Annotated in this window: 18 protein-coding genes and 1 pseudogene; 9 read left to right on the top strand and 10 right to left on the bottom strand. The window is 67.3% G+C overall.

Annotated features, from left to right (window positions below):
- Nucleotides 1–37: 37 nt before the first annotated feature.
- The 3 genes and pseudogenes from L0C25_RS13965 to L0C25_RS13960 form a co-directional block, all read right to left on the bottom strand.
- Complete coding sequence (locus tag L0C25_RS13965; protein ID WP_333908536.1) at nt 38–541, bottom strand: PALP domain-containing protein; 504 nt, start codon at nt 539–541, stop codon at nt 38–40.
- A 22-nt stretch (nt 542–563) separates the two neighbouring features.
- Nucleotides 564–968, bottom strand: a pseudogene (locus L0C25_RS24235) (pyridoxal-phosphate dependent enzyme); the annotation flags it as partial.
- Nucleotides 969–1,069: 101 nt separating this feature from the next.
- Nucleotides 1,070–2,830: a non-ribosomal peptide synthetase gene (locus tag L0C25_RS13960; RefSeq protein ID WP_271632270.1), complete on the bottom strand. Its 1,761-nt coding sequence runs from the start codon at nt 2,828–2,830 to the stop codon at nt 1,070–1,072.
- 159 nt (nt 2,831–2,989) lie between these two features.
- Here L0C25_RS13960 and L0C25_RS13955 point away from each other — a divergent pair, with 159 nt between their 5' ends.
- The 3 genes from L0C25_RS13955 to L0C25_RS13945 are packed head-to-tail and all read left to right on the top strand — an operon-like array spanning nt 2,990 to nt 5,823.
- Nucleotides 2,990–3,754 carry an SDR family NAD(P)-dependent oxidoreductase gene (locus L0C25_RS13955; protein ID WP_271632269.1) on the top strand — a complete coding sequence of 255 codons (765 nt, stop codon included), beginning with the start codon at nt 2,990–2,992 and terminating at the stop codon, nt 3,752–3,754.
- 27 nt (nt 3,755–3,781) lie between these two features.
- Complete coding sequence (locus L0C25_RS13950; RefSeq protein WP_271632268.1) at nt 3,782–5,044, top strand: pyridoxal phosphate-dependent aminotransferase; 1,263 nt, start codon at nt 3,782–3,784, stop codon at nt 5,042–5,044.
- On the top strand, nt 5,041–5,823 hold the full coding sequence (locus L0C25_RS13945; RefSeq protein ID WP_271632267.1) for a tryptophan 2,3-dioxygenase family protein: 783 nt from the start codon (nt 5,041–5,043) through the stop codon (nt 5,821–5,823). The genes L0C25_RS13950 and L0C25_RS13945 overlap by 4 nt, the downstream gene beginning before the upstream one ends.
- Before the next feature lie 47 nt (nt 5,824–5,870).
- Here the strand turns inward: L0C25_RS13945 and L0C25_RS13940 are convergent, their stop codons facing one another.
- Nucleotides 5,871–7,172: a pyridoxal phosphate-dependent aminotransferase gene (locus L0C25_RS13940; RefSeq protein ID WP_271632266.1), complete on the bottom strand. Its 1,302-nt coding sequence runs from the start codon at nt 7,170–7,172 to the stop codon at nt 5,871–5,873.
- Between the two features lie 262 nt (nt 7,173–7,434).
- Here L0C25_RS13940 and L0C25_RS13935 point away from each other — a divergent pair, with 262 nt between their 5' ends.
- From L0C25_RS13935 to L0C25_RS13925, 3 genes are all read left to right on the top strand, one after another.
- Nucleotides 7,435–8,919, top strand: a complete 1,485-nt coding sequence (locus L0C25_RS13935) for an alpha/beta fold hydrolase (RefSeq protein ID WP_271632265.1) — start codon at nt 7,435–7,437, stop codon at nt 8,917–8,919.
- A 26-nt stretch (nt 8,920–8,945) separates the two neighbouring features.
- Entirely contained in the window at nt 8,946–10,154 is a 1,209-nt protein-coding gene (locus tag L0C25_RS13930; RefSeq protein ID WP_271632264.1) for a cytochrome P450 family protein, read from the top strand.
- Between the two features lie 64 nt (nt 10,155–10,218).
- Nucleotides 10,219–12,984 carry an amino acid adenylation domain-containing protein gene (locus L0C25_RS13925; RefSeq protein WP_271632263.1) on the top strand — a complete coding sequence of 922 codons (2,766 nt, stop codon included), beginning with the start codon at nt 10,219–10,221 and terminating at the stop codon, nt 12,982–12,984.
- A 322-nt stretch (nt 12,985–13,306) separates the two neighbouring features.
- Here L0C25_RS13925 and L0C25_RS13920 read toward each other — a convergent pair whose 3' ends face one another.
- From L0C25_RS13920 to L0C25_RS13905, 4 genes are read right to left on the bottom strand one after another with little or no spacing between them, the layout of a single operon-like run.
- Nucleotides 13,307–14,083: a class I SAM-dependent methyltransferase gene (locus tag L0C25_RS13920; RefSeq protein ID WP_271632262.1), complete on the bottom strand. Its 777-nt coding sequence runs from the start codon at nt 14,081–14,083 to the stop codon at nt 13,307–13,309.
- Between the two features lie 22 nt (nt 14,084–14,105).
- The gene (locus tag L0C25_RS13915; RefSeq protein WP_271632261.1) at nt 14,106–15,299 is read right to left on the bottom strand and encodes a thioester reductase domain-containing protein; all 1,194 of its coding nucleotides are present in this window, start codon (nt 15,297–15,299) and stop codon (nt 14,106–14,108) included.
- Nucleotides 15,296–15,490, bottom strand: coding sequence for a hypothetical protein (locus L0C25_RS13910; protein WP_271632260.1), 195 nt, complete (start codon nt 15,488–15,490; stop codon nt 15,296–15,298). The genes L0C25_RS13915 and L0C25_RS13910 overlap by 4 nt, the downstream gene beginning before the upstream one ends.
- Before the next feature lie 9 nt (nt 15,491–15,499).
- The gene (locus tag L0C25_RS13905; RefSeq protein WP_271632259.1) at nt 15,500–18,772 is read right to left on the bottom strand and encodes a condensation domain-containing protein; all 3,273 of its coding nucleotides are present in this window, start codon (nt 18,770–18,772) and stop codon (nt 15,500–15,502) included.
- A gap of 146 nt (nt 18,773–18,918) precedes the next feature.
- Here L0C25_RS13905 and L0C25_RS13900 point away from each other — a divergent pair, with 146 nt between their 5' ends.
- Nucleotides 18,919–19,659, top strand: coding sequence for a thioesterase II family protein (locus L0C25_RS13900; RefSeq protein ID WP_271632258.1), 741 nt, complete (start codon nt 18,919–18,921; stop codon nt 19,657–19,659).
- Nucleotides 19,660–19,758: 99 nt separating this feature from the next.
- On the opposite strand, the gene L0C25_RS13895 is transcribed toward L0C25_RS13900, so the two are convergent.
- The gene (locus L0C25_RS13895; RefSeq protein ID WP_271632257.1) at nt 19,759–21,534 is read right to left on the bottom strand and encodes a non-ribosomal peptide synthetase; all 1,776 of its coding nucleotides are present in this window, start codon (nt 21,532–21,534) and stop codon (nt 19,759–19,761) included.
- Nucleotides 21,535–21,551: 17 nt separating this feature from the next.
- Nucleotides 21,552–21,755, bottom strand: a complete 204-nt coding sequence (locus L0C25_RS13890) for an MbtH family protein (RefSeq protein WP_271632255.1) — start codon at nt 21,753–21,755, stop codon at nt 21,552–21,554.
- A 202-nt stretch (nt 21,756–21,957) separates the two neighbouring features.
- On the opposite strand from L0C25_RS13890, the gene L0C25_RS13885 reads away from it, so the two are divergent.
- Complete coding sequence (locus L0C25_RS13885) at nt 21,958–23,010, top strand: threonine aldolase family protein (protein WP_271632253.1); 1,053 nt, start codon at nt 21,958–21,960, stop codon at nt 23,008–23,010.
- The gene (locus L0C25_RS13880; protein ID WP_271632252.1) at nt 23,007–24,446 is read left to right on the top strand and encodes a condensation domain-containing protein; all 1,440 of its coding nucleotides are present in this window, start codon (nt 23,007–23,009) and stop codon (nt 24,444–24,446) included. The genes L0C25_RS13885 and L0C25_RS13880 overlap by 4 nt, the downstream gene beginning before the upstream one ends.
- Nucleotides 24,447–24,495: the final 49 nt, after the last annotated feature.

Below are 24,495 nucleotides of genomic sequence, written 5' to 3'. Positions count from 1 at the left end.
CTGACAAGCCCTCGACCACCTCTGCGTGCCCCGCTCGTCATGCGGCGACCTCCGGCCACGCACCCGTCCAGTCGATCCGGCTCCAGGTGCCGAGTTCTTGCGCTTCGGCCGGGCTCGCCACCTCGGCGGGAGTGGCTGGTAGGTGTTTGAGCACGCAGTCGTGTTCGCGGCGCCAGCCGGGGTTGTACACGGTGTCGAGGTAGCGCTCGCCCTCGTCCGCCATGATGGCAACGACAGTGTCGTTGGGATGCTGCAGCTTCACCCACTCGGCGACAAGGTACGACGCTCCGCTGGTCGGGCCGCGAAACAGCGCCTCTTCGCGCAGCAGACGACGGGTCGCCGTGGTCGCCTCGGCGGCATTGACCCAGTGCACGGACGTGAACGCATCGTGCGCGACGTTCGGCGGCATCAGGCTGTTGCCGAGGCCACGCAACACCCGTGGCCGGTCCTGCATACCGAACAGAACACTGCCGTGGGTATCGACGCCCACGACCTCGAGGGTCCTCTGGGGGCGACGCAGACCCGCAGAGATTCCGCACATCGATCCCCCCGGAGCCGACGCAGCCGATCAGATGGTCGACGCGTCCGACGTGCTCGGTGATCAGCTCTGCCACCGAACCGTACGCGGCTGGATTCTGCGGGTTCGCGTACTGCTCGGGCACGAACGCGTCGGATTCGTTACGGCGCAACTGATCGAGCCGGTCGAGCCGAGAGCGCTGGTACCCACCTTCGGGAGCGGGATGCTCGACGATGTCGATGTCGGCGCCGAGCGCTTCGAGCTTGTTCCGGAAGGACTCGTCGGCGACGGGATCGGTCACCAAGGTCAGCGGTATCCCGCGCATTGCGCACACCTGCGCGAGTCCGAGTCCGAACGTGCCCGACGTCGTCTCGAGTACCCGCGTGCCCGGCCGGATCATGCCCGTGGCGAGCGCGTGATCGATGATGTGCCGCGCGACGAGGAGCTTCATCAGCGGAAAGCAGACTGCCACCACCCCGCTACGCAGCCGCACGAACTGGGGCAGCTCGTAGACACGCAGCGCGTCGTCGGGCGCTCGGCCGGAAAGCTGAGTCACGATGCCGCCGTCTCCTGGTCCGCGCCTGCGCCGAGCAGACCGGCGAGTTCGCCGACGCTCTGGTGCGCGACGAACTCGTCCGCCGTCACCGCGAAACCCAACTCCGTGAGGTTCGCGAGCAGCGAGATGCTGCGCAGCGAGTCGCCGCCGAGAAGGAAGTAGTTGTCGTCCACTCCGACCTCGTCGATCTGAAGGGTGTCGGCCCACAGCTCGCACAGTTGCTGCTCGAGCGCGGAGCTCGGGCGTGCTGGCGGCCCGAGCCCGGTCACGTCGACACGACGGGTCCACGGCGACGGCAAGGCCGCCCGGTGCACCTTCCCGTTACCGTCGAGCGGGATGTCATCGATGACCTGGACGTGAGCCGGGATCATGTACGCGGGCAACGCATCGCGCAGCCAGCTGCGGAGCTCGGTCGAGGACACCGCACCGGGACGTGACGGCGAGGCGAACAATCCGAGGCGCTTCTCGGCTCCGACGTCGAAGGTCACGGCGGCGGCCTGCCGGACATCCGGGTGAGCGCAGAGCACCGACTCGATCTCGGCGAGCTCGATGCGGTAGCCGCGCACCTTGACCTGGCGGTCGATTCTGCCGTGCATTCGATAAGCGCCGTCGGCGTCGACGCTGCCGAGGTCACCGGAGCGATAACGTCGCGCTCCGGCGTACGGCGAATCGGGATCGGGAACGAACCGCTCCGCGGTCAGTCGTGGACGCCGGTGGTATCCGCGCGAGACACCGGCACCACCGATGAGGATCTCGCCGGTGCCCTGCTGAGGGTCCCCGCCTCCGCCGAGCGCGAGGCGCTCACCGACGGGAGGAAAGCCGATCGGGACCGACGTACCCAACTGCTCGCTCGGGTCGGCGCGATACAAGGCGGAGTACACCGTGGTTTCCGACGGACCGTAGGCGTTGAACAGGCCGCGACGCGTTGCGGCCGATGCGCGCATCCATTGCGATGGGGCGAGCACGTCCCCACCGGCCTGCAGCGTGCCCACGGAGGCAAGGGCATCGAGGTCGTGGTCGACCATCAGATGGAACACGCCGGCGGTGAGGAACATCCAATCGGGACGCACACGGCGGATGTCAGCGGCCAGCTCGGCAATCGAACGACCACCTGCCAGTATCACCAGACAGGCGCCGTTACAGAGTGCACCCCAGATCTCGAAGGTCGCGACGTCGAAGCTGATCGACACGTTCTGTGCGACCGTCTCTCCCGGTCGCACGCCGAGGCGCGGCTCATCGAGGAAGGCGCATACGTTGCGATGCTCGACGATCACCCCTTTGGGGGAGCCGGTCGAACCCGAGGTGTAGACCGCGTACGCCGCGTTGGATCCGACGACCTCGTGCCGCGGCTCCGGAGCGGGTTCGGCGACCGCCGCGTCCACATACTCCTCAGTGACGGTGCGCGCGCTGTCGGAGTCATCGCACATGAACCGTTGCCTATCCGGTGGATAGGAGGGGTCGACCGGCACATACCGGGCGCCTGCCTTGAGGACACCCAAGAACGCGACCGCAGCGCGGTGGCCACGCGGTATCTGGACCGCAACACTGTCCTCGATGGCGACCCCGTCGCTGGCGAGCCGAGCCGCCACCGACGCCGCTCGCGCATCCAGTTCGGCGTAGCTCAGCACCGTGTCACCATCGACTATCGCCGGACTGTCAGGGGTTCGTCGTACCCAATGTCCGACGCGATAGTGGATCACGTCGCGCACCACATCACCGCCGTTCACCTCGACCTCCCTCTCTCGCCGGCCCGCCATCGCTCGAACTCTCGCCCGCATGCGCGTGGCAGGCAACGCGGTCGAAGGATTCCGGGAAGAAACGGCGACTGACATGGAAGCATCCGCGACAGATCGGCTGCGCTCTGTCGAACGGGACGCGACGGTGAGTCCGTCCCCTACCGGAAGGCGCAGTAAGATATGGGCAGCTGGGCACGCGGCGCCACCGTGGCAGTGACCGGCGCGAGTTCCGGCATCGGCCGCGCCGTTGCGTGCCGGCTCGCCACAGCGGGCGCCACGGTCCTGGCCGTCGCTCGTCGCGGGGACGAATTGTCGGCGCTCGCAGCCGAGTTCGCCGACGCCGGTGGTGGACTCGTCGTGCCGGTGGTCGCCGATGTGACCGATCCCGCTACCCCCCGGCGTCTGAGCGCAGTGCTCGAACAACACTCCGGCCGACTTGACGGGCTGGTCAACTGCGCCGGGCTCGCCCGCTTCGCGTCGATCGACAGCGCCGATCTCGAAGATCTGGACCGCATGCTCGCCGTGAATGTCAGGGCACCGGCTGCGCTCATTCAGGTGCTGCTCCCAGCATTGCGGGCGGCCGACGGCAGCGTGGTCACGGTGACATCGATCGGAGGTGTCGTCGCGATGCCGGATCGCGCCCTGTACGGCGCGAGCAAGGCTGCCGCGAACAGTCTCACCCGCTCGCTCGCACACGAACTCGCCCCAGGCGTACGGGTCAACGCCGTCGTCCCAGGCGCCGTCGACACCCCGATGTACGCCGACCTCGGTCTGGACGAGAAGGACACCGCCGCCCTGCGCGAGGGTTTGCTCCGCACGACTCCGATGGGACGTTTTGGGCAGCCGGACGACGTCGCGGGCTACGTGTGCACGCTGCTCGACCCGCACGTATCGGGCTGGGTCACCGGCGCCCTGGTCACGATCGACGGTGGCCGTAGTGCGTGACAACCCATCCGAGGAGAGGACAAACCCATGACCGAGCTGACAGAGCGTAGGGCGGTCGGCGCGCCCGACCCGTGCCCTTCGGGGTCCTTCCCGATGGAGGTCGTCCCGGAATCCGTCCTGCACAAGGTGTTTCGGGCATCCCAGCGATGGACGCTCACCCACGGCCGGGAGGTCAACGCACTGCATGTGGGCGAACCCGCCTATGGCATGCCGCCGTCGGTCGTCGATGCGATGACGGATGCGATCGTCTCCGGTGACACCGCGTACACCAGTGCTGAGGGCTCCCCTGAGCTCCGTGATGCTCTGACCGCCAAGCTCGTACGACAGGGGCTCGACGTTTCGCCGGACCAGGTGTTCGTCGCACCGGGCTCGTGCCAGGGTCTCTCGGCGGTGGGTAAAGCGGTACACACGCCCGGCGCTGCGTGGTTGATTCCTCAGGTGCATTGGCCCATCTATCGCCAGCAAGGCGCCGTGAACAGCTACGAGACGCTCGCCTATCCGCTCGGTGAGCACTACGGACTGGACGTCGACGCGATCGCGAAGAGCGCCACACCGCAGACCCGCGTCATCGTCGTCAACTCCCCGGCCAACCCGACCGGTGCTGTCGCCGACGACCGCGACCGGCGAGACCTGCTCACACTCGCGACCGAACGCAACTGGATCGTGATCAGCGACGAAGCGTACGAGGACTTCGTCTACGACGGGAAGCACACGCCGCTCGCGACGCTCGAGGCAGACACGGACCCGGACGAGCGGCGGGTGTTCTCGGCGTTCACCTTCTCCAAGAGCCACGCCATGACCGGGTGCCGCGTCGGGTACGTGGTCGCGCCGAACGACAGGTTCGCAGCGCTGTTACGCAAGGTTCAGGAAGCGACGATCATCGCTCCACCGACGCCTGCGCAGCGTGGAGCACTCGCTGCGCTGAACGAGCACGAGGCCGTACGCGAGAACGTTGCGCAGGTGCAGGCTTCCAGGGACGCGATCATGCCGGAGCTCGTCGCAGCGGGACTCATCGACGTTCCGCCGGCAGGAGGCTGGTACGCGTTGCTCAACATCGATAGGTCGGGACTGCGCGCACAGCAGTTCTCCGACCGGCTGCTCGCCGAGCGCGGAGTCGGCGTTGCACCGGCGGCGGCGTTCGCCGTCGACGGCGACCCGATCGCGCGTGATCTCATCCGCATCTCGATGGCCGGCGACCGTGAGCTGCTCGTCGAAGGTGTGCAAGCGATCATCCAGGCGTGTCATGAGTGGGGCGACCCGCGAGACGCACGAAGCGAGGGGACAACGTGAGCGACGATCTCACCTACGCCGACTACATCAACGTCGACGAGTTGCTCGGTTTGCAGCGGCCGCGCACGCCTGACGTGGTGACACTGACCCGCACCTGCGAACACTTCTTCATCGTCACCCACCAGACCAGTGAGCTGTGGCTCAACCAGGTTCTGCTCGACCTGGACGAAGCGACCACCGCCGTCGAACAGGTGCGCTATCTCGACGCAGAGGAGTGCGCGCAGCGCTGCGCGACGGTCCTCGAGGTGATGGCGTCGAACCTCGATGTGCTCGCGACGATGCCTCCCGGCCGGTTCGCATCGTTTCGCGGTGAGCTCGGACACGCCTCCGGTGCACAGTCGCGGCAGTTCCGCCAGTTCGACCGGCGCATCGGCGTCGGCGGCCGCTCGCCGTTGCTCGAGGCGCTGCTCGCCGCCTGCGACCGGGAGCAGGTCACGCTGCCCGGGCTGCTGTATCCCGGACATCGCGAGCACCCCGACCTCGCGAAGATCGTTCTCGCCATGCTCGACCTGTCCCGCAATGCCTGGCGGTGGAAGGTGATGCACCTCGAGCTCGTGAACCGCATGATCGGCGTTCACACCGACGGCACCGGCGGCTCTGCCGGGTCCGACTACCTCGCCGGACGCCTTCGCATGCCGTTCGAGCCCCTCTGGAGCGCGGTATCGAAGATGCACGAGTACGTAGCGACGCCCGGTCTCGGCGACGACTCAACCGGCTCCGACTCAACGGCCAGGTCAGCTGCGGACGGGTGCCCGCACCTGGCCACGGGAACTGCTTGATGCCGCGATTGTCCTGCACGGCAAGGCGGATGCGGTGACGACGCCCGCTACGCGTGGTGTCCAGAGGAGTCGAGAGCGCGCTTGGTCCGCGCAATCGTCTCGGCAAACGACACTGACTCCGCGGCACAGGTGAGCCGCAACTCGAGCAACCCCGCCGTTCGTCCGGCGACGAGGCGCGGGTCGGCCGCGAACGTACTCAGCGGATAGCACGACACCGCCTCGGTGAACAGCATCTCGCAGCGTTCCCGGTCGTCGCCAAGTGCCGGATCGACGTGAATTCCCACCACGCAGTTGAAACAACCCGGACGTTTCGAATCCCACGCCCAGTGCGAACCCAAGGCATCACGGGCGAACTCGAAGTTGTGCTCAACCGTTGAGCGCATGCGCTGCAGATCATCGCCGTGTGCGACGTCGTGCGCATCGAGTCCCGCGTACCCGGCGTTGTGTGCGCCGGCATGAATACGCGCAGAGGTCGTCAGGTCGTCGGCAGCAGCGGCGGCGAGCAACAGCGGAGGACAGCCCCCGATCTCGATCATCGAATGCCGCGCCACCACGTCTTCAGCGGCGAGCAGGTAGCCCGTCCGCAATCCACTGATGGCGCGCCGCTTCGACAAGCTGTCGACCACCAGGCACCGGCCCCCGACGATCCATTCCCCCATCTGGTGCGAGGTTCCGTCGACCATCGAGCTGCCGGGAAGACAACTGTCGGACAGGATCTTGTCCACGACGAGGTGACCTCCGCGGTCGATCACCGCCGCTCCGATCGCGTCGAGTTCGTCTGGTGCGTACGTATCACCGGTGGGGTTGTTCGGCGACGTGAGGACGACGACGTCCGGATGGCATGCCGCAATCGTGTCCAGGACCCGGTCGGTCGACGGTACGAGTTCGTGTTGCTGCTCGCCCCAGAGCTCGCGAAAGCTGAATCCCTGCTGCAGCAACGCTTGGAAGATCAGCGGTACCTGCGGCCCGAGCACGAGTGCTCGCCGTCCCGACGGCGGCAGCGAACGCAACGCGATCTGCACACCCTCGTGGGCTCCGTAGGTGACGACAACATTGTCGCGCCCGATGCTCCAACCGTTCACGCTGTTCTCGTACGTCGCCACCGCGTCACGCAACTGATCATCCCCGAGTGGACCGCTGTAGGTGTTCATCTCCCAGTACTGTCTGGGCCCGAATGCACGCAACGCATCGGTGAACAACCGCGGCGGAGTCAGCTGGTTGGTACCGGACGACAGCTCATAGTCGCCCACATGCGTGCCATCCGGCGCAACGTAAAGCGTGTTGTCGAGCCAGACGTACAGGGTCGACAGCCAATCGATGTCGATGATCGGCGCACCGAGACCGGACACGCCACTACGATTCCACCCGTCGACCAAGGGCGGGTCGGGAGCCGGCTCCGTTCGAGCGATCGTCGCGATCGTCAACACCTCCGCACACATCCGATCCGGTCGGCAGCAAGTCTCGCGTGTCCTCCGGCCCAATACACGAGGACCTGTTCCAAACCTGTTTCTCCCTCTCGCCTCCGACCCGCCCGCCGACATACTCGGATCACCAAGGCCCGCCCGACGATCCAACGGACGGTGACGGCACCAAGGAGAAGGAGCAGGAACATTGATTGCGGTACATGGACGCAAGCCACTCGAGATCGCGGTGGTCGCCCTCGTGCTGGTCGCATCCTTCTTGATGGTGGGCACCCGCAGCTCGTCGAGCGCCACGAACGCCGAGCACGAAGCGATCGACTGGCGAGCCTGCGGGGATGGCGGATACCAGTGCGCGATGCTGCCGGTGCCGATCGACTACTCCAAACCGTCGGGTCCATCCATCCACATCGCGCTGACCCGCAAGCCAGCAACGAGTGGCCTCAACCGCGGTTCGGTCGTCGTCAACGCTGGCACGCAGAACGGTGGCGGCACAGATTTCGTCCAACAGTTCCCGCAGGCTTTCGCCGAAATCAACCGGTTCCACGACGTCATCGGGCTCGACACACGCGGTGTGGGGCACAGTTCGCCGCTCGTCTCGTGCGTGACGTACGCGGAGGAGCGACGCATCGAGGCGCCGCTGTCGGCAGCGCAGACCACTGCCGACCGCGAGCAGCGCATCAAGGAGGCGACCGGTCTCGCCTCCAAGTGCCAACAGCGGAGCGGGCGCCTGCTGCCTCACCTGAGCAGCACGACTTCAGCACGTGATCTCGACCGTGTACGCGCCGCCCTGGGCGAGCGCCAACTGCGGCTCGTGACGGCTGCCGGCGGGTCGACGTTGGCCGAGAACTACCTCGCCCTGTTCCCGGACAGAGTCGCCGCGCTCGTGCTCGATTCGCCCTTCGACACTCCGCAGTACATCGAGCGTCCATTCGCCTTTGACATCGATCAGTCGGTCGCCACCGAAGAAACGATGAGCACCTTCTTCGCCTGGTGCAAGTCGAATGAGGAGCTGTGTACCTTCGGCGACGGACACCCGCGCCGCGCCTTCACCGCGTTGCTCGACAAAACTCGCAAGAACCGACTCAGCCACCCCGGACGCTGGGATGTGCTCACCGACGGCGCGCTCGTCGACCTCGTGTCGGGCGCGATGCTCTTCCCGCAGCAGTGGCCGGACCTTGCGAAGAACCTCGCCGGCGCAGAAGAGCAGGCGGTACCGATGGTGCCGTTGAAGCAGGGTGACGACCGCGCATTCGCCGAGTTCTACTCACAGACCTGTCTCGACCGAACCTTTCCGGACGACCCCGCGCGTTTCGACGACCAGCTGCGCCGCTCGAAACACGTCGCGCCCCTGATCGGCGGTCGCTACGGCTACGCGGAGTTCAAGTGCTACGCCTGGCCGACCGAAGCCACGGAGCGGCTCACCGGTTCATGGAGCAACCCGCACGGCGTGCCGGTGCTCGTCCTCAGCGCGGACGACGACCCGCTGGCCCCGCACACGGGCGCCCGGCGGACGGCAAGCAGGCTCGGCGCCAGCACCGTCGACGTACACGGCAGTGGCAGCATCCAGCTCGGTCGGCACTCGTGCATCGATACGACCGCGGCGATGTTCCTGACGATCGGTTGGGCGCCGAAACGCACGACCTGCACGACGTCGCTGCCGGGTGCGTCGTCCTGACCACTGCCAGTACGCAAAGGACAGCCATGACCACGACAGTCGAGCGACATCCGCTGTTCACGCACGCGTTCGTCGAGGACCCATACCCGGTGTATGCGCGTCTGCGCGACGAGGAGCCGGTGTCTCGTGCCCGTTCGCCGCACGGCTTCGACATGTGGACCCTGTCGCGCTACGAGGACATCAAGGAATCGCTCACCGATCCCCGGCTGAGCCGAGATCTGCGCAACGCGCCCGCGGGTGTCATCGAGTACACCGGCGGCACAGACCTCCTCACGAACAAGAACCTGCTCTCGGTCGATCCCCCGGACCATACGCGCATGCGTAAGACGGTTCAGGCGACGTTCACCAACCGGCGAGTCAAGGAATTCGAGGGGTGGATCTCCGAGCTCGTCGACCGGCTGCTCGACGGCATGGAAGGACGTTCGGAGGTCGATCTCGTCCACGCGTTCGGGGTCGCCCTGCCGCTGACCGTCTTGTGCCGTGTCATGGGCATCCCGAACAGCGACCGGCTCAACTTCCGCCGCTGGATGGACGGACTCGTGCAGAGCGGCGCAGGCGGTACATCCACCGATTCGCTGCGCGAGTCTCAGCGCAACCTCGCGGAGTACTGCAAGAGCCTCATCACCATGAAGCGCGCCGATCCGGGCGACGACTTGATGACCGTGCTGGTCAAGGCCCTCGACGAGGACGACGTGCTCAGCGAGGAGGAGGTCGTCGGGATCACCTTCCACCTGCTCATTGCCGGACACGAGACGACGATCGGCCTTCTGACCAGCGGTTTGATGCTCCTGCTCACCCACCCTGAGCAGCGCCGGCTACTCGAGAACGATCCCTCGCTGTGGCCGCTCGCCGTGGACGAGGCGATGCGTTTCGAATCCCCGCTCGGTGTGACCCTCGCAGTGGCTCTGGAGGACGTGACCTACAGCGGTCGTACCGTGCCCGCCGGCGAGGTCGTCGCGGGGTTGCTGCAGGCCGGCAACCGGGACCCGCGCCGCTACCGCGACGCCGACGTCTTCGACGTGACACGCAGCGACAACCCACACCTCGGATTCGGAGCCGGCATCCATCGCTGCGTCGGAGCGCTCCTGTCGCTGGCCGAGGCCCGCATCGCTCTGCCGGCCGTCTTCAACCGGTTCCCACACATGGCGCTCACCGTTGAGCCGGAGCAGTTGCGTTGGATGCCCACGCCGCTGTTCCGCCAGCTGCAGCAGCTGCCCGTTCGCCTCGGCGAGTGAGACGCACCGGACTTCCAGGACGCCTGTTGACCCATCAGATCGAGAAATGCGGGGAGTTGCTCCGATGACTACCACGTCAACCGACATGTTCGCCGTCGAGCAGGACCAACGGGTAGCGGTCGATCTGCCGACGCGGTTCGCACGATATGCCGCCGAACATGCCGAAAACACCGCCGTGTGCTGGACCGGCAAGCCATGGACGTTCCGAATGCTCGCCACCCGCGCCGAGCGCTACGCCGCGCTCCTGGACGAACGCGTACCGACCGGTGGGTGGGTCGCCATCTGCGCGGAGCGCAGTCCCGAGGTGCTCGCGCTCGTGCTGGGCGCCTTCACCAGCGGCCGGGCGATCGTGCCGTGTGAGCCCGAGCATCCGACTCCCCGACTTCGCCGGACGATAGCCGACGCGTCCCCGTCCCTGTTGGTCACCGACCACACCGCCGCCCGCGAACTCACGATCGGGTACCAGGGCGACAAGGCACTGCTCGACGAACTCGCCGCCGATGCCGCACTGTACGACGGCGCCGACGGCATGGCGCCCACCCTCGGCGACATCGCATACGTCATCTACACCTCCGGCTCAACGGGCGAACCGAAGGGCGTGATGGTGCAGCAGGCACAGATGGCGCAGCTGGCCGAAGTAGTCGCGAGCGAGGAACCGAGCGTGGGCGCCGGAAACACAGTGCTCGCGGTCGCGAGCCTCGCGTTCGACATGATGATCATCGACATCTTCACCGCCCTGGCCAACGGTGCGACCGTCGTGTTGCCGCCCGGCGGTAGCCGGCAGCGGGAACCATCGGTGTTGCTCGAGGCGATCGAGGAACACGAGGTAGACACGATCTACGCGACGCCCTCGTTGCTGCAGATGATTGCCCTCGCCGGCCTCGGCACTGACGGGCGCCGCCCCGTGCGTGCCATCACCGGCGGCGAGGCGATGAGCCACGGACTGGCCGCGACCCTGGTGGATCGCTGCTCCGCGCTGTACCAGGGCTACGGGCCGACGGAGACCACCGTGCTGTGTTCGTACCACCCGGTGACCGACCCGAGTTACCGGCCGCTCGGTCTCCCGAGCACGGGGACCACCTACTACCCCGTTGGCGAGTACCTCGACGTCCTGCCGTTGAACACGGTCGCAGAGCTCGCTATCGGCGGATCGATGGTCGCCGCGGGATACCACGGCCGCGCCCGCCTGACTGCCGAGCGGTTCCGGCCCGACCCATACGCAGAAGAACCAGGAGCGCGTTGCTATCTCAGCGGCGACCTGGTGCGTGTCGACAACGACGGTGGAGCAATCTTCGCCGGACGTGCCGACACGCAGGTCAAGATCCGCGGGTTCCGCGTCGAGCTCGGTGAGGTCGAGGCCGCTGTGCAGCGTCAGCCGGGCATCCGGCAATGTGTCGCCGCCGCCGAACCGGACTCCGGCGGCAACACCGAACTCGTCGCTTACGTCGTCGGCGACCTTGCTGGTTTGCGCAACCGCCTCGCAACAGAGCTGCCCGCCTCGATGGTGCCGACGCGTTTCGAGGCCCTGGAGACGATCCCGCTCACGAACAACGGCAAGCCCGACCGCACGGCAGTGGCCGACGCCGCCCGCGCCGAAACCGGTTCGTCCGTCCCAGCGGCAGAAGCCGACGCTGACTCGCGAACCGAACTGCAACGGCGGATCGCTCAACTGTGGAGCGAGGTGCTCGGTGCAGCCGAGGTCGAGCTCGACCAGGGGTTCTTCGACCTCGGTGGTCACTCCCTGCTCGCGATGGAGATCGTCGCGCGCATCCGCTCGGACTTCGGTGTCGACCTGCCTGTATGGGAGCTGTTCTCGGTGCCGACCGTCCGCGCGTGGGCGCAGGCGCTGGACGATGCACTGCACACCAGCGACCCCGACGATTCCACCGTCCGATCGGCACCTGCGACCTTTGCGCAGGCCGCGCTGTGCATTGCCGAACAGGTCGTCGCGGGCGTCACCTCTCCCGGAAACGTCGTCAGCGTCGACATCGAAGGGAATCTCGACGTCGGCGAGTTGCTCGCTGCACTGGACTCCGTCGCCACGCGACACGAGCTGCTACGCACCCGGTTCGACCTCCGCGGTGTCGACTCCATGCAAATCGTCGATCCGCACGTCGACCTCGACTTCGACGAGTCCGTCTGTGGAGATGAGTCGGTTGCCGACGAAGTACGCGAGTGGGCGGCGCGCCCCTTCGATCTCAGCACGGGTCCCCTGTTTCGGACCCTGCTCGTCGAGCATGGCGCCGTACGAACCCTGAACCTGTGCTTCCACGACGCGATCGCGGATGCCGTTTCGGCACGACTCGTGGTCGCCGGGCTCGCCGCAACCTACGGCACGGCCGGAGCTGAATCCGGCACCGGCTCTGACCCAACGCTCGCTCCGGATGCAGTGCTCGGCTTCGGAGACCTCGCCCGCGCCCAGCGCGACCGAGGCACGGGAACGGCCGCAACCGAGCTGATCTCGACCTGGCGGGGACGGCTGCCGAAGCAGGTCGACCGACCCGCCACCGACCATTCGACCGTGACCGAGAGTCGTCTCCTCACGGCCGGGCAGCACGCCGCGCTGCGCCGGGAAGCGGAACGCACCGGTCTCGACCTCGCGGGCCTCGTACTGGGGCGACTGCGCTCGAAGTACCGGCAGTACGCTCGGCGCGCTGCTGGTCGACGGGCGCTACGAAGGCACCGACACGCTCGTCGCTCCGCTCGCCTCCACCCTGCTCGTTCCGTTCACCGACTCCTCGGGGCCGGCAGGGCTGCGCGACGATATCGCCTGGGCAGAGAAGCACGCCGTACCCGCCGAACTGCTCGCCTTGCACTCACAGGGTGGTGAACACCTACCGGCGGTTCCGCAGATCGCCGTCGCGGTGATCGACGCACAGTTCTGCGATCACACGTTGCCCACGAGCGACCCGTCAGTAGTGTTCAACGTACGGCCGACGGTCGGCGCCGACGGTCCCTCTCCTGCCCGAACCGGCATCGGGGCGACCGTGCAACTGGAAGGATGCGCCGACGGCACCTGCGTCGTCACCGTCCAGAGGCGCGATGACGTGGTCGTCGATCCCGACGCTCTGATCGCCACCGGGGTTGACACCCCATAGCCGCACGGCGATCGGCGACGGCCGCTCACCGGCGTACGAGCACCGGGTGTCGGATCACCGCTCGGGCTTGTCGGCGCGGCGGTAGACGCTGATCTGCCGCGAGCTGTCGCGAGAGTAGGGGCCGCGGCGCCAGTCACCGTAACGCGCCTCCAGCCGGAGACCCGCCAGCTTCGCCATGAGGTCCAGTTCGCTAGGCCAGAAGTAGCGCATCATCAGCGGGAACATCTGGATGCCTTGCTCGGAAACGATGATCGTCTGGGTACGAATTCGCTGGGTGGCGGCATCGTGCATGGCCGCCTCGATGAAGACCCGGTTTCGCTCGACGCCGCCGGTGTTGAGCGTACGTCCAGAGCTGTCCGACCGGGCGAGATCGGGTAGGTCGGTTTCGACGATCAGCGTGCCGTCGGGGGTGAGACGCTCGGCGGCCTGTTCGATTGCGCGAAGCTGCTCATTCTGGCTGATAACGCAGAACAGCGTGTTGAACACCGCATAGACGAGGCTGAACTCGCCATCGACCGGGGGATCGGTGAAGCTGCCGAGCGCAATGTCGACCTTCGCGCCGTCGCTGCGGCTCCGCAGTCGCGCGAGCATACCTGCGGAGTTGTCCAGCCCAGTGACGTCGTAGCCCCGCAGCGAGAGCGGACAGGCGACGCGTCCAGTGCCGACGCCGAGTTCGAGCACGCGGCCACTGCCAGCATGGTCGGCGATGAAGTCGACCGTCTCGTTCGTCTCCGGCAGCGCGGCGGTGAGCGTGTCATAGTACGGCGCCACGTGATCGTAGTCGTCGGCCGTGCTCGCCGATGGGGCGCCGCGGGTGCTCGTCTCGGTCATGTCGTTCCCGCCTGTCGTCTTGTCATGCTGGGATCTCCCCGCGCCGCTGCCCGGCGTCGAGGAAGACACGGAACGTGTCCTCGGTGAGCGTCGGTGTCGACGCTCCCTGCTGACTGAGCACCCGCTCGGTACGTGGCGAGTGCAGGTCCGGCTGCGCCTCCCCCGGCAATCCATCCCGCGGGATCACCGATGCGATGGCTTGAACCGCCGAGGAACTGTGCTCGGCGCGCTCGCGCAGCCGGTCGCGCCATCGCGAGAAGCTCAGGGTCGCCAGGTGGTAGCCGGCGCGGCGGAGCCAACTGAAGATCTGCGCGTACGTGACCTGTCCGGCCGGCAGCACTTGGTACGGAAGATACTCCTGCGTCGGCATCGTCGACAGCGCGATCGAGGCGCGGGCGACGTGGTCGACCGGAAGCCAACTCGTAGGGGCTCGCAGCAACGGCACCGCCCCGATCTCCAGGCACGCACGTACCACCAGCCACGCATAGTCGTTCGGGTTCGACACGCCTGTGCGCGAATGGCCGGCGAGCGCACCGAGGCGCAGACATCGAACGTCAAGACCGCGCTGGGATGCCTGCTCAACGAGCCGTTCAGACACCCACTTGCTGCGTGTGTAGCCAGTCGTCATCGCCTCGAAGGCACCCAGTGGCGCTGGATCGGCGAGTTCCTCTCCGGTCCGGGATTCGATGTCGATGGTCGACAGCGTCGATATGTGCGCGACCCGCTTCGGACGACCCTGACCGGCGAGCCTCATCATCTCGACCGTGCCGCCGACGTTGACGTCGACGATGTGCTCGAAGGGAAACGCCAGATTCACGAAGGCGCCGCTGTGATAGATGAGCGACACATCGTCGCGCAGCACCGTTGCGTCACGGCTGTCCAGTCCGGCCCCCGGCTCGCCGAGATCGCCGGCGACCGCGCGGACACGGTCGCCCCAGGTGTCGTCCCACAAACCGAAATCGGCGAGGGAACTGCGCAATCGCTCACTCGGCGTCGCGGCGCCGGGCCGGACGATGCAGTAGACGACGCGATCCGGCTCGCGGGTGAGCAGCTCCCCGAGGAGCGCGCTGCCGAGAAACCCGGTCGCACCGGTCAGGAGTACCGCGCCGGAGTCGACCTCGACGTCGCCTCCCGGCTGCACGTCGTCGGGTAGGTGCAGGAACGGCCGATACCTCGCGGGCACCGCCGTGGACTCGGCGGTGGTCGTAGCCGTCATGCCGTCGCCGGACCGGGCGCCCAGTCCCAGCCATCCGAGCCGCCGGTCGGCGGAGTCGGCGCCGAATCAATCGGCTCGGCCGCAGACACCTCTTCGCGCACGACCTGCGTCTCGGACGGCCGCGTGAGCTCGATGGTCAGCAACTGCTGCAGGTCATCGGCACTGAACTGGGGCGGGACTGCGGTACGCATGGCGTCTCCTCACATTCGACCGGTTCGTCCACCGGCCACGACAGGTTCTGATCGCACGACGAGACGATCGCCGCCGGTCACCGTTTCGCGGAGCATGACGAGCACGTCGGCGAGGATCCGATCAACGGTGTCGGCGTCCCACAGGCTTCTGCGGTACTTCAGCGTCAGCCCCAGCCCGTCGGATGAATGCATGACCGACAGCTCGAGATCGGTGCTCGCCGAGTCATGTTGAACGATGTCGCCGCCGCTGACCGACGCGCCTTCGAGGTCGAGCCCGGTGGCGTCGGAGAACACGTTCAGCACGAGATAGCTGCCACGGCCGCTCGCGACGGCGTTGCGCTGGCCGGCCTCGGCCATCGCGGCATTGATCGGGACTGACTGGTGAGCGTAGGCACCCACCGCCAATCGCCGGCTCTGCTCGACCAGGTCGTGCCAGGTCAGGTCGGCGTCGAACCGATAGCGCAATGTCACGAGGTTCACGAAGGTACCCATGACCTTCACGTCGGCGTCGTGACGACGATTCTCCGCCGGCGACATGAAGCTGACGTCGTCGCCACCACACCAACGCCGTGCGGTCGCTGCCACCGCCGCCGCCGCGACTACGAACAACGTCGTACCGTGTTCGGCCACATACCTTTCGACATCGCGAACCAGTCCGACATCAGCGGCCGCGGTGCGGGTTGCCCCGCGAAAGTCGATCGTCTCCGGGCGTTCGTGATCGGTGGGGAACTCCGCCGGGGTCATCCCGTCCAGCTGCTTGCGCCAGTACTCCCGCTCGGCCCGTGCCTGCGGTGTCGCCCGCCACTCCGCATCGCGCAGCATCGCCTGCCGGTAGCCCTGCGGCTCGTCCAGCTCGGCCGGAACACCGCCGATGGCCTCGCGATAGTAGGCACTCAACGCCGGCAGCATCACCTTGGTGACGCCCCAGTAGTCCATGACGAGGTGGTGGAAGGCGAACAGCACCTCGAACCGGTCGGCGTCGGTGAAGACGACGGTGCATCGCATGAGGGGCGCCTGGGTGATGTCGAAGCCCGTAGTGCTCTCCTGTCGCACAAGCCGCTCGGCCGACTCCGCGCCCAGACGGCGCGCCGTGACAGTCGCCAAGGTGGAGTCATGGACGCGGCGCACCGCGTTCATGCCATGGTCGGCGACGTAACTGGTGCGCAGTATCTCCTCGCGTTCGATGACGCGGTTCAGTGCGGTCTCGAATGCGTCGACGTCCAGGTGGCCAGTGCCGCGGATGCGTAGTGTCAGAGTGTTCACCGAAGCGCCCGCGGCGAACTGCTCCATCATCCAGAACGGCTGCTCGTGCCCGGAAACAGTCGTCACCGATTCCGGCTCGGCAGCGACGGACGCGTCGCCCGGCAACTGGTCCCACAGCCCTTCCACCTCGACGTCCGAGAGGCTTTCGAGTCGTTCGAGCACCTGCTCGATCTCGGGGAACTGCGCCTCCAGCTCGCCGGCCAGGTCGAACAACACAGGGTGTTCGAACACGAGCAGTAGTGGCACATCGACGCCGAACTCGTCACCGATCCGTTGTACGAGACGCGCCGCGAGCATCGAATGCCCTCCGGCGACGAAGAAGTCGTCCTCTACGGTGACGGCGGTGTTCCCGAGCAGCTCACGGCATACCTCGACGACATGCCCCTCGACGTGGGACCCGCGTGACTTGGCCGTGCCTCGTCCGTCGAGCACGTCGCCCGGACGACGCCAGCGCAACTGCCCGCCGCTGGTCCGACGGGCCCGAATCCCGGGGATTGCGTGACCCGCCACGACGAGGTCGCCTTCGACGCCTACCGGCGCCGTGCCGCCGTTCGCGTCACGTACGACCGGACTCCCGGACACTGACCCGACCATGCCTGTGTCATCGAGGGCGGCCCAGGACGTACCGCCCCAGGCGATCGTGCCCGTGGCGGCAGCGTCCTCGCCCTCGTCCACGATGAGGCCGGGCGCGAGCGGCTCGCCCGGCCAGTCGATCGGCAGGTCGTCCAACCGTGTGTCTGGATCTTGTACCGCGGCTTCGATCAGAACACCGAGCTCGCCGAGGAACGTCGCGATGGTGTCCTCGTCGAACAGCGAGTCGTCGAATTCGGCGCTTGGCGTTATCTCGTCGCCGACCGTCTCGAGATTTACGAGTTGGTCGACGCGGGCGCGCGTGCGGGGCAGCCGCGTGAGCTGCAGGCTGCAGCCGGCAAGCGTGTCACGCGGGAACGTCAGTGGTGGAGCGTTGAACACGATTTGGACGAGCGGCGAGCGGCTCGGATCACGGGTAGTACTGACCTCGTTGACGACGTTGCTGAACGGAACGAACTGCGCTCCGCTCAGCGCGAGGGTGATGTCGCGCGTGGAGTCGAGCAGGTCGACGAACGTGGCACCGTCAGGCGTTGCCGCCCGCACGGGAACGAAACAAGCGAACGGTCCGACGGCGTTCTCGTAACCCTCTGGGCGGCCACTGGTTCCGACCCCGAAGACCATCTCGTCTAGGCGGGTGTAGCGACGAAGAAGCGTCGTCATGCCGGCGAGGAGGATCTGGAATGTCGTCACGCGGTACTCGGCGGCGAACGTGCGCAGCCGGGGGACGATCTGGGCAGGGAACCTCGCGTCGGTCACCCTGCCGCGAGTACTGCGCACCGGCAGCCGCGGGCGGTCACCGGGCAGTTCCGCACTCTGGGCGCCGCCGGCCTCGGTGAGCCGTGCGACAACCTCGCTCTGCAGTCGGGCAATGGTCTGCTGGCGCTGTTCGCTCTGGGTTTCGCGTACAAAGTCGAGGTACGTCTTGCCGACCTCGCGAAGATCGGCGGGTTGACCGGATCGCACGGCCACATAGAGCTCGCGCAGCTCGTCGAACAGCAGCCCGATCGATCCAGCATCGATGATCGCGTGGTGGAAGCCGATGACCAGCAGGTGACGGTCGTCGTGCACCTCGACCATCCCGAGGCGCACCGGCGGCGCCGACGTGATGTCGTAGGTGTGCTGGACGAAGTCCACAGCCCAACGCAGCGCGCTGTCCTCGTCAGCGGCGTTGGCCGTGACCATCACGAGGTCGGTGTCAGGCTCGACGCGCAAGTAGAGCTCGCCGTCCTGCTCTGCGAAAACATAACGCATGGCTTCGTGGCGGCGTGCGATCTGTTGCCACGCCGCTTCGAGAGCACCGGCGTCGACCGGCCCGTCGATCCAGAACGCAACATCTTCGTTGTAGATGCTCGCGCCCGGATCCAACCGGTCCACCAGCCACATCTGCTTCTGCACCACGCCAACAGGCAGCAGCGGTGTGGTCGTCACGGCGTCACCTCCCGATACGTCGCGAATGCGCTTTGCAACGGCATTGCCTGTCGGACGGTACGGACGCACGCGCGGCGAGTCCTTCGCCGCGACACGTACGTGAAAGACGCACCTGCGTTGACGACGCCGGAACCTAACGTTCAGTCATGCCCAACACACGAAACCCCGAGAAGTGGTTGTTCCGCGGACGTCCGGATGACGACGGCGCACCGCTCGTGCTGTGCTTCCCCTACGCAGGTGCTGGCGCTTCGGTCTTCCGTGGCTGGCCGGACTCGATCAAGGCCGGTACGGTCGCACCGTTGCAACCACCGGGGCGGGAGAACCGATTCTCCGAACCGCCGTTCGATACCCACGTCGAGTACGCCGCCGATCTCGGCCGATACCTCGCGGGGCTCGGCGACCGCGAGACGGTCTACTTCGCGCACTGCGGCGGCGTGCCCTTCGCGCTCGAGACCATCGTCTGGCTCGTCGACAACGGGCACCGGCCACCGCGCAAGCTGGTCGCATCGTCGTGGGGCCCGCCGCACGTCGATCTCTACGGCGGCCTCAACAAGGTCGACCTCGACACGCACGACTTCGTCGCCGAGGTGCAGGAGGTGCAATCACGGCTCGGCAACCCCGGCGTGCCCGTCGAACTGGCTCGGATCGGCGCCAAGGCGTTACGCCAAGAGGTCGTCGTCCACCGTCCCTGGCTGTTCGACGCATGCAAGACGGTTCCCTGCCCGGTCGATGCCCTCGCGTGGTCAGAAGATGATGTCGTCCCACCCCACGAAGCCGTGAACGAACGGTGGCGCGAGGTCGCCGATGTCGACCTGCGGACGCTTCCCGGTAGTCACTGGGAATTCGTATCGTGCCCCGAATCGCTCGAACTCCTGTTGGCCGAGTAGCGCACGCCGCCGGCGCGCGTCCACCGTGTCCGCCGCCTGCTCGGCGGCGGCAGCGGTTGACGTCGTCGGCCGTCGGACTGGCCGAGCGGGTCGGTTCGCTCAGCTGCGGATCAGTTCACTGAGCTCACGCGGCGTCGGGTGCATGATCACCTGCTCGACCGACACCTCTCGGCCGAGCTCGCTGGTGAGCGTCCGTGCCGCTCGGGTGGCGCGCATCGAGTCGCCACCGAGCAGGAAGAAGTTGTCGTCCGGCGCGCACGATTCGCGCTCCAGCACGCCGGCGAACACTGCCGCGACGCGCCCACCCAGCGCATCGGACGTCTCCGCTCCAGACGTTTCCGGGGCGGGTAGCGCACGACGGTCGATCTTGTCGCCACGGTTGCGTGGCAGCGCGTCGAGGCGGACGTACGCGACCGGGACCATGTGCGCCGGCAGCAGGTCCGCCAACCGTCCACGCAGACCGGCACTGTCAACGGTGCCGCCAGGTTCGGCGACCACATACCCTACGAGCTGCAGGCGTCCGGTACCGGTCTCGACGGCGGTCGCCGCCGCTTCCCGCACGCCGGGGCAGCCGAGCAGGGCGGCCTCCACCTCGCCCATCTCCACCCGTACCCCGTTGATCTTGACCTGCTCGTCGGTACGCCCACAGTGTTCGAAGACACCGTCACGCACCCGCACGAGATCGCCCGTCCGATAGATCCGCTGGCCGGCGTACACGGCATCGGCGTCCGGCGTGAACTTCTCCGCCGTCTTGCGCGCCGAGTGGTAGCCGATTGCCAGTTGGTCACCGCCGACGAGCAGTTCGCCGATCCTGCCCTCGGGAACGTCGGCACCCTCAGGGTCGACGACCCGCCACTGGGCGCCGGGCCATACGCGCCCGATCGGCGGCGGACCCGCGCGCTCGGCGCGGCCGGCGGTCGCCGAGGTGATGCGCTGCTCCCACGGGACCACCGATGACGTGACGATGTTGACCTCGTTCGCGCCATACCAGTTGCCGATCTCGAACGGCAGGTCGTTCCTGCCCCACTCGCGCACTCGGTCGCTGCCCGTGAGCAGTAACCGCAGCGCCGACGGTGGCCAGTCCTGCTTGGCCAACGCCTCCGCGAGTGGCGCCACGGCAAAGCACTGCGTCACTCGCTCGGCGGCGATCCACTCGACCAGCTCTGCGGGAGCGCCGATCAGGTCATCCGGCGGAACGGACAGATGGCCTCCGGCGATCAGGAACGGCCACACGACAACGCTCACGGACACATTGGTGTGTGCGGGGAAAAGCCAAGCACCGCGTTCGGAAGCGTCGATTCCGTGCAGCTGACACTGAGTGCGTGCCGCGGTCGTCCACGTGCGCTGCGGCACCTGGACGAGTTTCGGCAGCCCGGTCGTCCCGGACGTCTGCACCAGGCACGCCAGATCCTCTGGCCCGACGTAGGGAGTCCCGATCGCCGGACCTTCCGGGCCGGTCGTGAAGAGGTCGGGGGCGACCTCCGTCACCGTACCGTCGCCACCGAGATATATCACCGGGCCCGCGTACGGCGGTGCGGGCGCACCGTCGTGTGCGAGCCAGGCGACCGGGCGTGCGATCTCGACAAAACCTTCCAGCCAGCGGCGCGGGCCGTCGATGTCGAGCATCAAGGCTCCGCCCCCTGCTCGCGACACCGCAAGCAGCGCGACGATCGCCGCGCCGCTGCGGCGCAGCTGCACTGCGACCGTGTCGCCGGGGGTGAGCCCTGACCTGATCAGCGTCTCCGCCAATCTGTCGGCACGCGCGACCAGGTCCGCGTACGTGATAGCGCCCGCGGTGTCCGTCACGGCGCACGCGTCGGGAGCCTCTGCCGCGCGCTGTGCGACGAGCTCGTGAACCGGCTTGTATTCGCCCATCGTTGCTCTCGCCCAGGTCAAGCGTTCGCGAGTCGCCTGCGCACGCTGAGCGGGCGCATGTCGGTCCACACCTGTTCGATGTGATCGAGACACTCGTCCTTCGTGCCGCGGGTGCCATCGGCGTGCCACCCTGCTGGCAACGGCTTGTCGGCCAGCCAGATGGAGTATTGCTCCTCGTCGTTGAGCACGACCTGGTATTCGCGGGTGTCGGAATCGTCCATCGTTCCTCCTCGGAGACGGGAAGGTCGTGGCAGACCGTAGACCGGCGCTCGCGATCGCCGCGGCGCGACAACGTACACCCGAAGGAGAACCGTCGCCGGCGGACAGACCTGCGAAGGACGACTGGCGTGGCGCGCACTTCGCGAGCATCAATCGGAGCAACCCCACCGCGGACGCACGTCACACATGTCAGGAGACACAACGTTGGCTGACTTCAGGTCTGACACGGTCACTGTCGCCGATGACCGCATGCGCGAAGCGATGGTCACGGCAGAGGTCGGCGACGACTTCTACGGCGAGGACCCGACAGTGGACGACCTCGAACGTACCGCCGCACAAATCGTCGGCAAGGACGCCGGGGTGTTCCTCACCAACGGTACGAGCGCCAATATGGTCGCGCTCCTGACGTTGTGCAGCGTCGCTGACGGACGGAGCGGCCGCCAGGTGCTGACGCACGCAACGTCCGACATACACGCATGGGAGGCGCATACGCTCGCCCAGGTGGCAGGCTTGCAGACCCTGCCACTGCCCGGTCGACATGGCCAGCTCGATCCGCACGCTCTGGCGAGCGCACTTGCCGCAACCGATCCCTACGCACCGCGCCCAGCAGTTGTCGCAATCGAGAACACCCACAGCGCCAGCGGCGGACGGCCGTGGTCACTCTCCGACATCGACGTCGTCGCCGACCTGTGCGACGCCGCCGGGGTGCCCTTGTACTGCGATGGAGCGCGACTGTTCAACGCCACCGTCGCCTCGGGCTACGGCGCAGACGAGGCCGTCGCCCGCTGCGGCGCCGTGTCGATCTCGCTGTACAAGGGACTCGGTGCGCCGATGGGCTCGGTGCTCTGCGGACCTGCGGCATTCGTCGAGCACGCGCGGGTGCTTCGCCGTACGCTCGGCTCTACCTTCCGGCAGGCCGGTCACCTCGCCGCGGCCGGACTCGTCGGGCTGAGCCGCGTTGCCGAGCTCGCCGACGATCACCGCCGCGCCCGGGACCTGTGGGAAGGTCTGGCGCAGGTACTTCCCGCCGACTTGCTCGATGAACCACCAACGACCAACATCGTCACGCTCGACATCGGTGCTGACGCCGGCACATTGGTCGACTCGCTGTCGGCGGCCGGCGTGCGAGTGACCGAGGTCGTGCCAGGCGTCGTCCGCTTCGTCACCCATCGTGACCTGACGGACGCCGACATCGACGCCGCGCTCCGTGCGGCCGCCGCTACCTTCGTGCCGCTGCAAGCCGGGGCGACGCGATGACCGCCTACGCGTCCGCTGATGCGCGCGAGCCCGCTCCGCTGGCTCCCCAGCAGCGAGGGCTGTGGTTCCTGCAGCAACTGCGCCCGGACACATCGGAGTACAACCTCCAGGTCGCGCTGCGTCTGCACGGAAGCCTGGACGTCGCCAACCTGCGGACCGCGATCGGCCACGTCGTCCGCCGCCACGAACCGCTGCGTACCCGGATCGTCCCCGACCCTGCTGGAGTACCGCACCAGCACGTCGCCGGGCGCGACGAGGACGGCGCCTTACCACGGATCGAGCCCGAGTTCGCCGAGTTCGCCGACCTCGACGACGGTGCCGGTGGCACCGGAACCGGCAGCGTCGAACAGACCATCCAAGGCGTTCTGCGCGAGGAGCTCGACCGCCCGTTCGACTTGGTCACCGACCTACCGATGCGAGTACGACTGATCCGGTTTGCCCCCGACGAGCACTTGTTGGTCCTCACCTTCAATCACCTCGCCGTCGATGGAGTCTCACTGTCGATCGTCTCCGCCGAACTGACCCGCACCTACGCCGCGCTCATCGACGGCCGGACACCCGATGAAGCAGACCTTCCGCCACTGGCCACCAGCTATTCCGACTTTGCGCGCCGGCGCGCACAACACACGACCGACCAAGCCGGGCTGGACTTCTGGCGCGCCGAACTCGACGGCGTCGCGGAGCTCCCCTTGCCCGCCGACCGGCCAGGGCACGGTGTCGGCGCGGGGATGATCACCCTCCGGCGCGAGATCGACCCCGGCACCGTTCGCGGACTGTCCGGCCTCGCACGCGAGTCCGGCACAAGCCTCTTCTCTGCGGCGCTGAGCTGCTACGCGCTCCTGCTCCACCGCTGCACGGGACGCACAGACTTTCTGATCGGTACGCCAGTCGCCGGTCGTACCGATGCCGTCACCCAGTCGCTGGTCGGCTGCTTCCTCAACACCGTGTGCGTACGCGTCATGATCGAGCCGGACGGGACGGTCGCCGAGCTCGTCCAAACCACCGGCGCTGCACTCTCCCGGACGCTGCAGCATCAAAATGTGCCTTTCGGCGAGGTCGTACGCGCCGTCGGCGCCCAGCGTGGGAACGCCCGCAATCCGCTGTACACCGCGTTCTGCTCGGTTCTGGACGAGGCCGCTCCGGCGTTCCAGATGGCGGGCATCCGAACTGAGCCGGTCGTCGCCGACTATGCGATCGCGCGCTTCGACCTCAACGCCACCTTCGCGCTCGGCTTGCACCGCCCGACCATCCAGCTGGAGTTCAGCGACGCGTTGTTCGAGCACGACACCGCCGAACGTCTCGCCGACCGACTCGCGCGCGTCTTCGACTGGGTCGCCGCCGACAACACCCTGCGCGTCAGCGACGTCCCGCTCGTCGGCCGTGCCGAACGCGACATTGTCTTGAGTCTGCTGAACGGGAGGCGCACCCGTGTCTGATCGCACCCGTGCACTACGTGCGATCGCTCGTCAGGTCGCCACCGAACGC

Source organism: Solicola gregarius (genome assembly GCF_025790165.1).
Taxonomy (GTDB): domain Bacteria; phylum Actinomycetota; class Actinomycetes; order Propionibacteriales; family Nocardioidaceae; genus Solicola; species Solicola gregarius.
Note: the sequence above shows the minus strand (reverse complement) of the source record. Positions and strands in the feature narration are given on the sequence as shown.

Coding starts and splice junctions, on each gene's coding strand:
- L0C25_RS13965 (WP_333908536.1), bottom strand. CDS start 541: ATGTGCGGAATCTCTGCGGGTCTGCGTCGCCCCCAGAGGACCCTCGAG.
- L0C25_RS13960 (WP_271632270.1), bottom strand. CDS start 2,830: ATGGCGGGCCGGCGAGAGAGGGAGGTCGAGGTGAACGGCGGTGATGTG.
- L0C25_RS13955 (WP_271632269.1), top strand. CDS start 2,990: ATGGGCAGCTGGGCACGCGGCGCCACCGTGGCAGTGACCGGCGCGAGT.
- L0C25_RS13950 (WP_271632268.1), top strand. CDS start 3,782: ATGACCGAGCTGACAGAGCGTAGGGCGGTCGGCGCGCCCGACCCGTGC.
- L0C25_RS13930 (WP_271632264.1), top strand. CDS start 8,946: ATGACCACGACAGTCGAGCGACATCCGCTGTTCACGCACGCGTTCGTC.
- L0C25_RS13925 (WP_271632263.1), top strand. CDS start 10,219: ATGACTACCACGTCAACCGACATGTTCGCCGTCGAGCAGGACCAACGG.
- L0C25_RS13920 (WP_271632262.1), bottom strand. CDS start 14,083: ATGACCGAGACGAGCACCCGCGGCGCCCCATCGGCGAGCACGGCCGAC.
- L0C25_RS13915 (WP_271632261.1), bottom strand. CDS start 15,299: ATGACGGCTACGACCACCGCCGAGTCCACGGCGGTGCCCGCGAGGTAT.
- L0C25_RS13910 (WP_271632260.1), bottom strand. CDS start 15,490: ATGCGTACCGCAGTCCCGCCCCAGTTCAGTGCCGATGACCTGCAGCAG.
- L0C25_RS13900 (WP_271632258.1), top strand. CDS start 18,919: ATGCCCAACACACGAAACCCCGAGAAGTGGTTGTTCCGCGGACGTCCG.
- L0C25_RS13895 (WP_271632257.1), bottom strand. CDS start 21,534: ATGGGCGAATACAAGCCGGTTCACGAGCTCGTCGCACAGCGCGCGGCA.
- L0C25_RS13890 (WP_271632255.1), bottom strand. CDS start 21,755: ATGGACGATTCCGACACCCGCGAATACCAGGTCGTGCTCAACGACGAG.
- L0C25_RS13880 (WP_271632252.1), top strand. CDS start 23,007: ATGACCGCCTACGCGTCCGCTGATGCGCGCGAGCCCGCTCCGCTGGCT.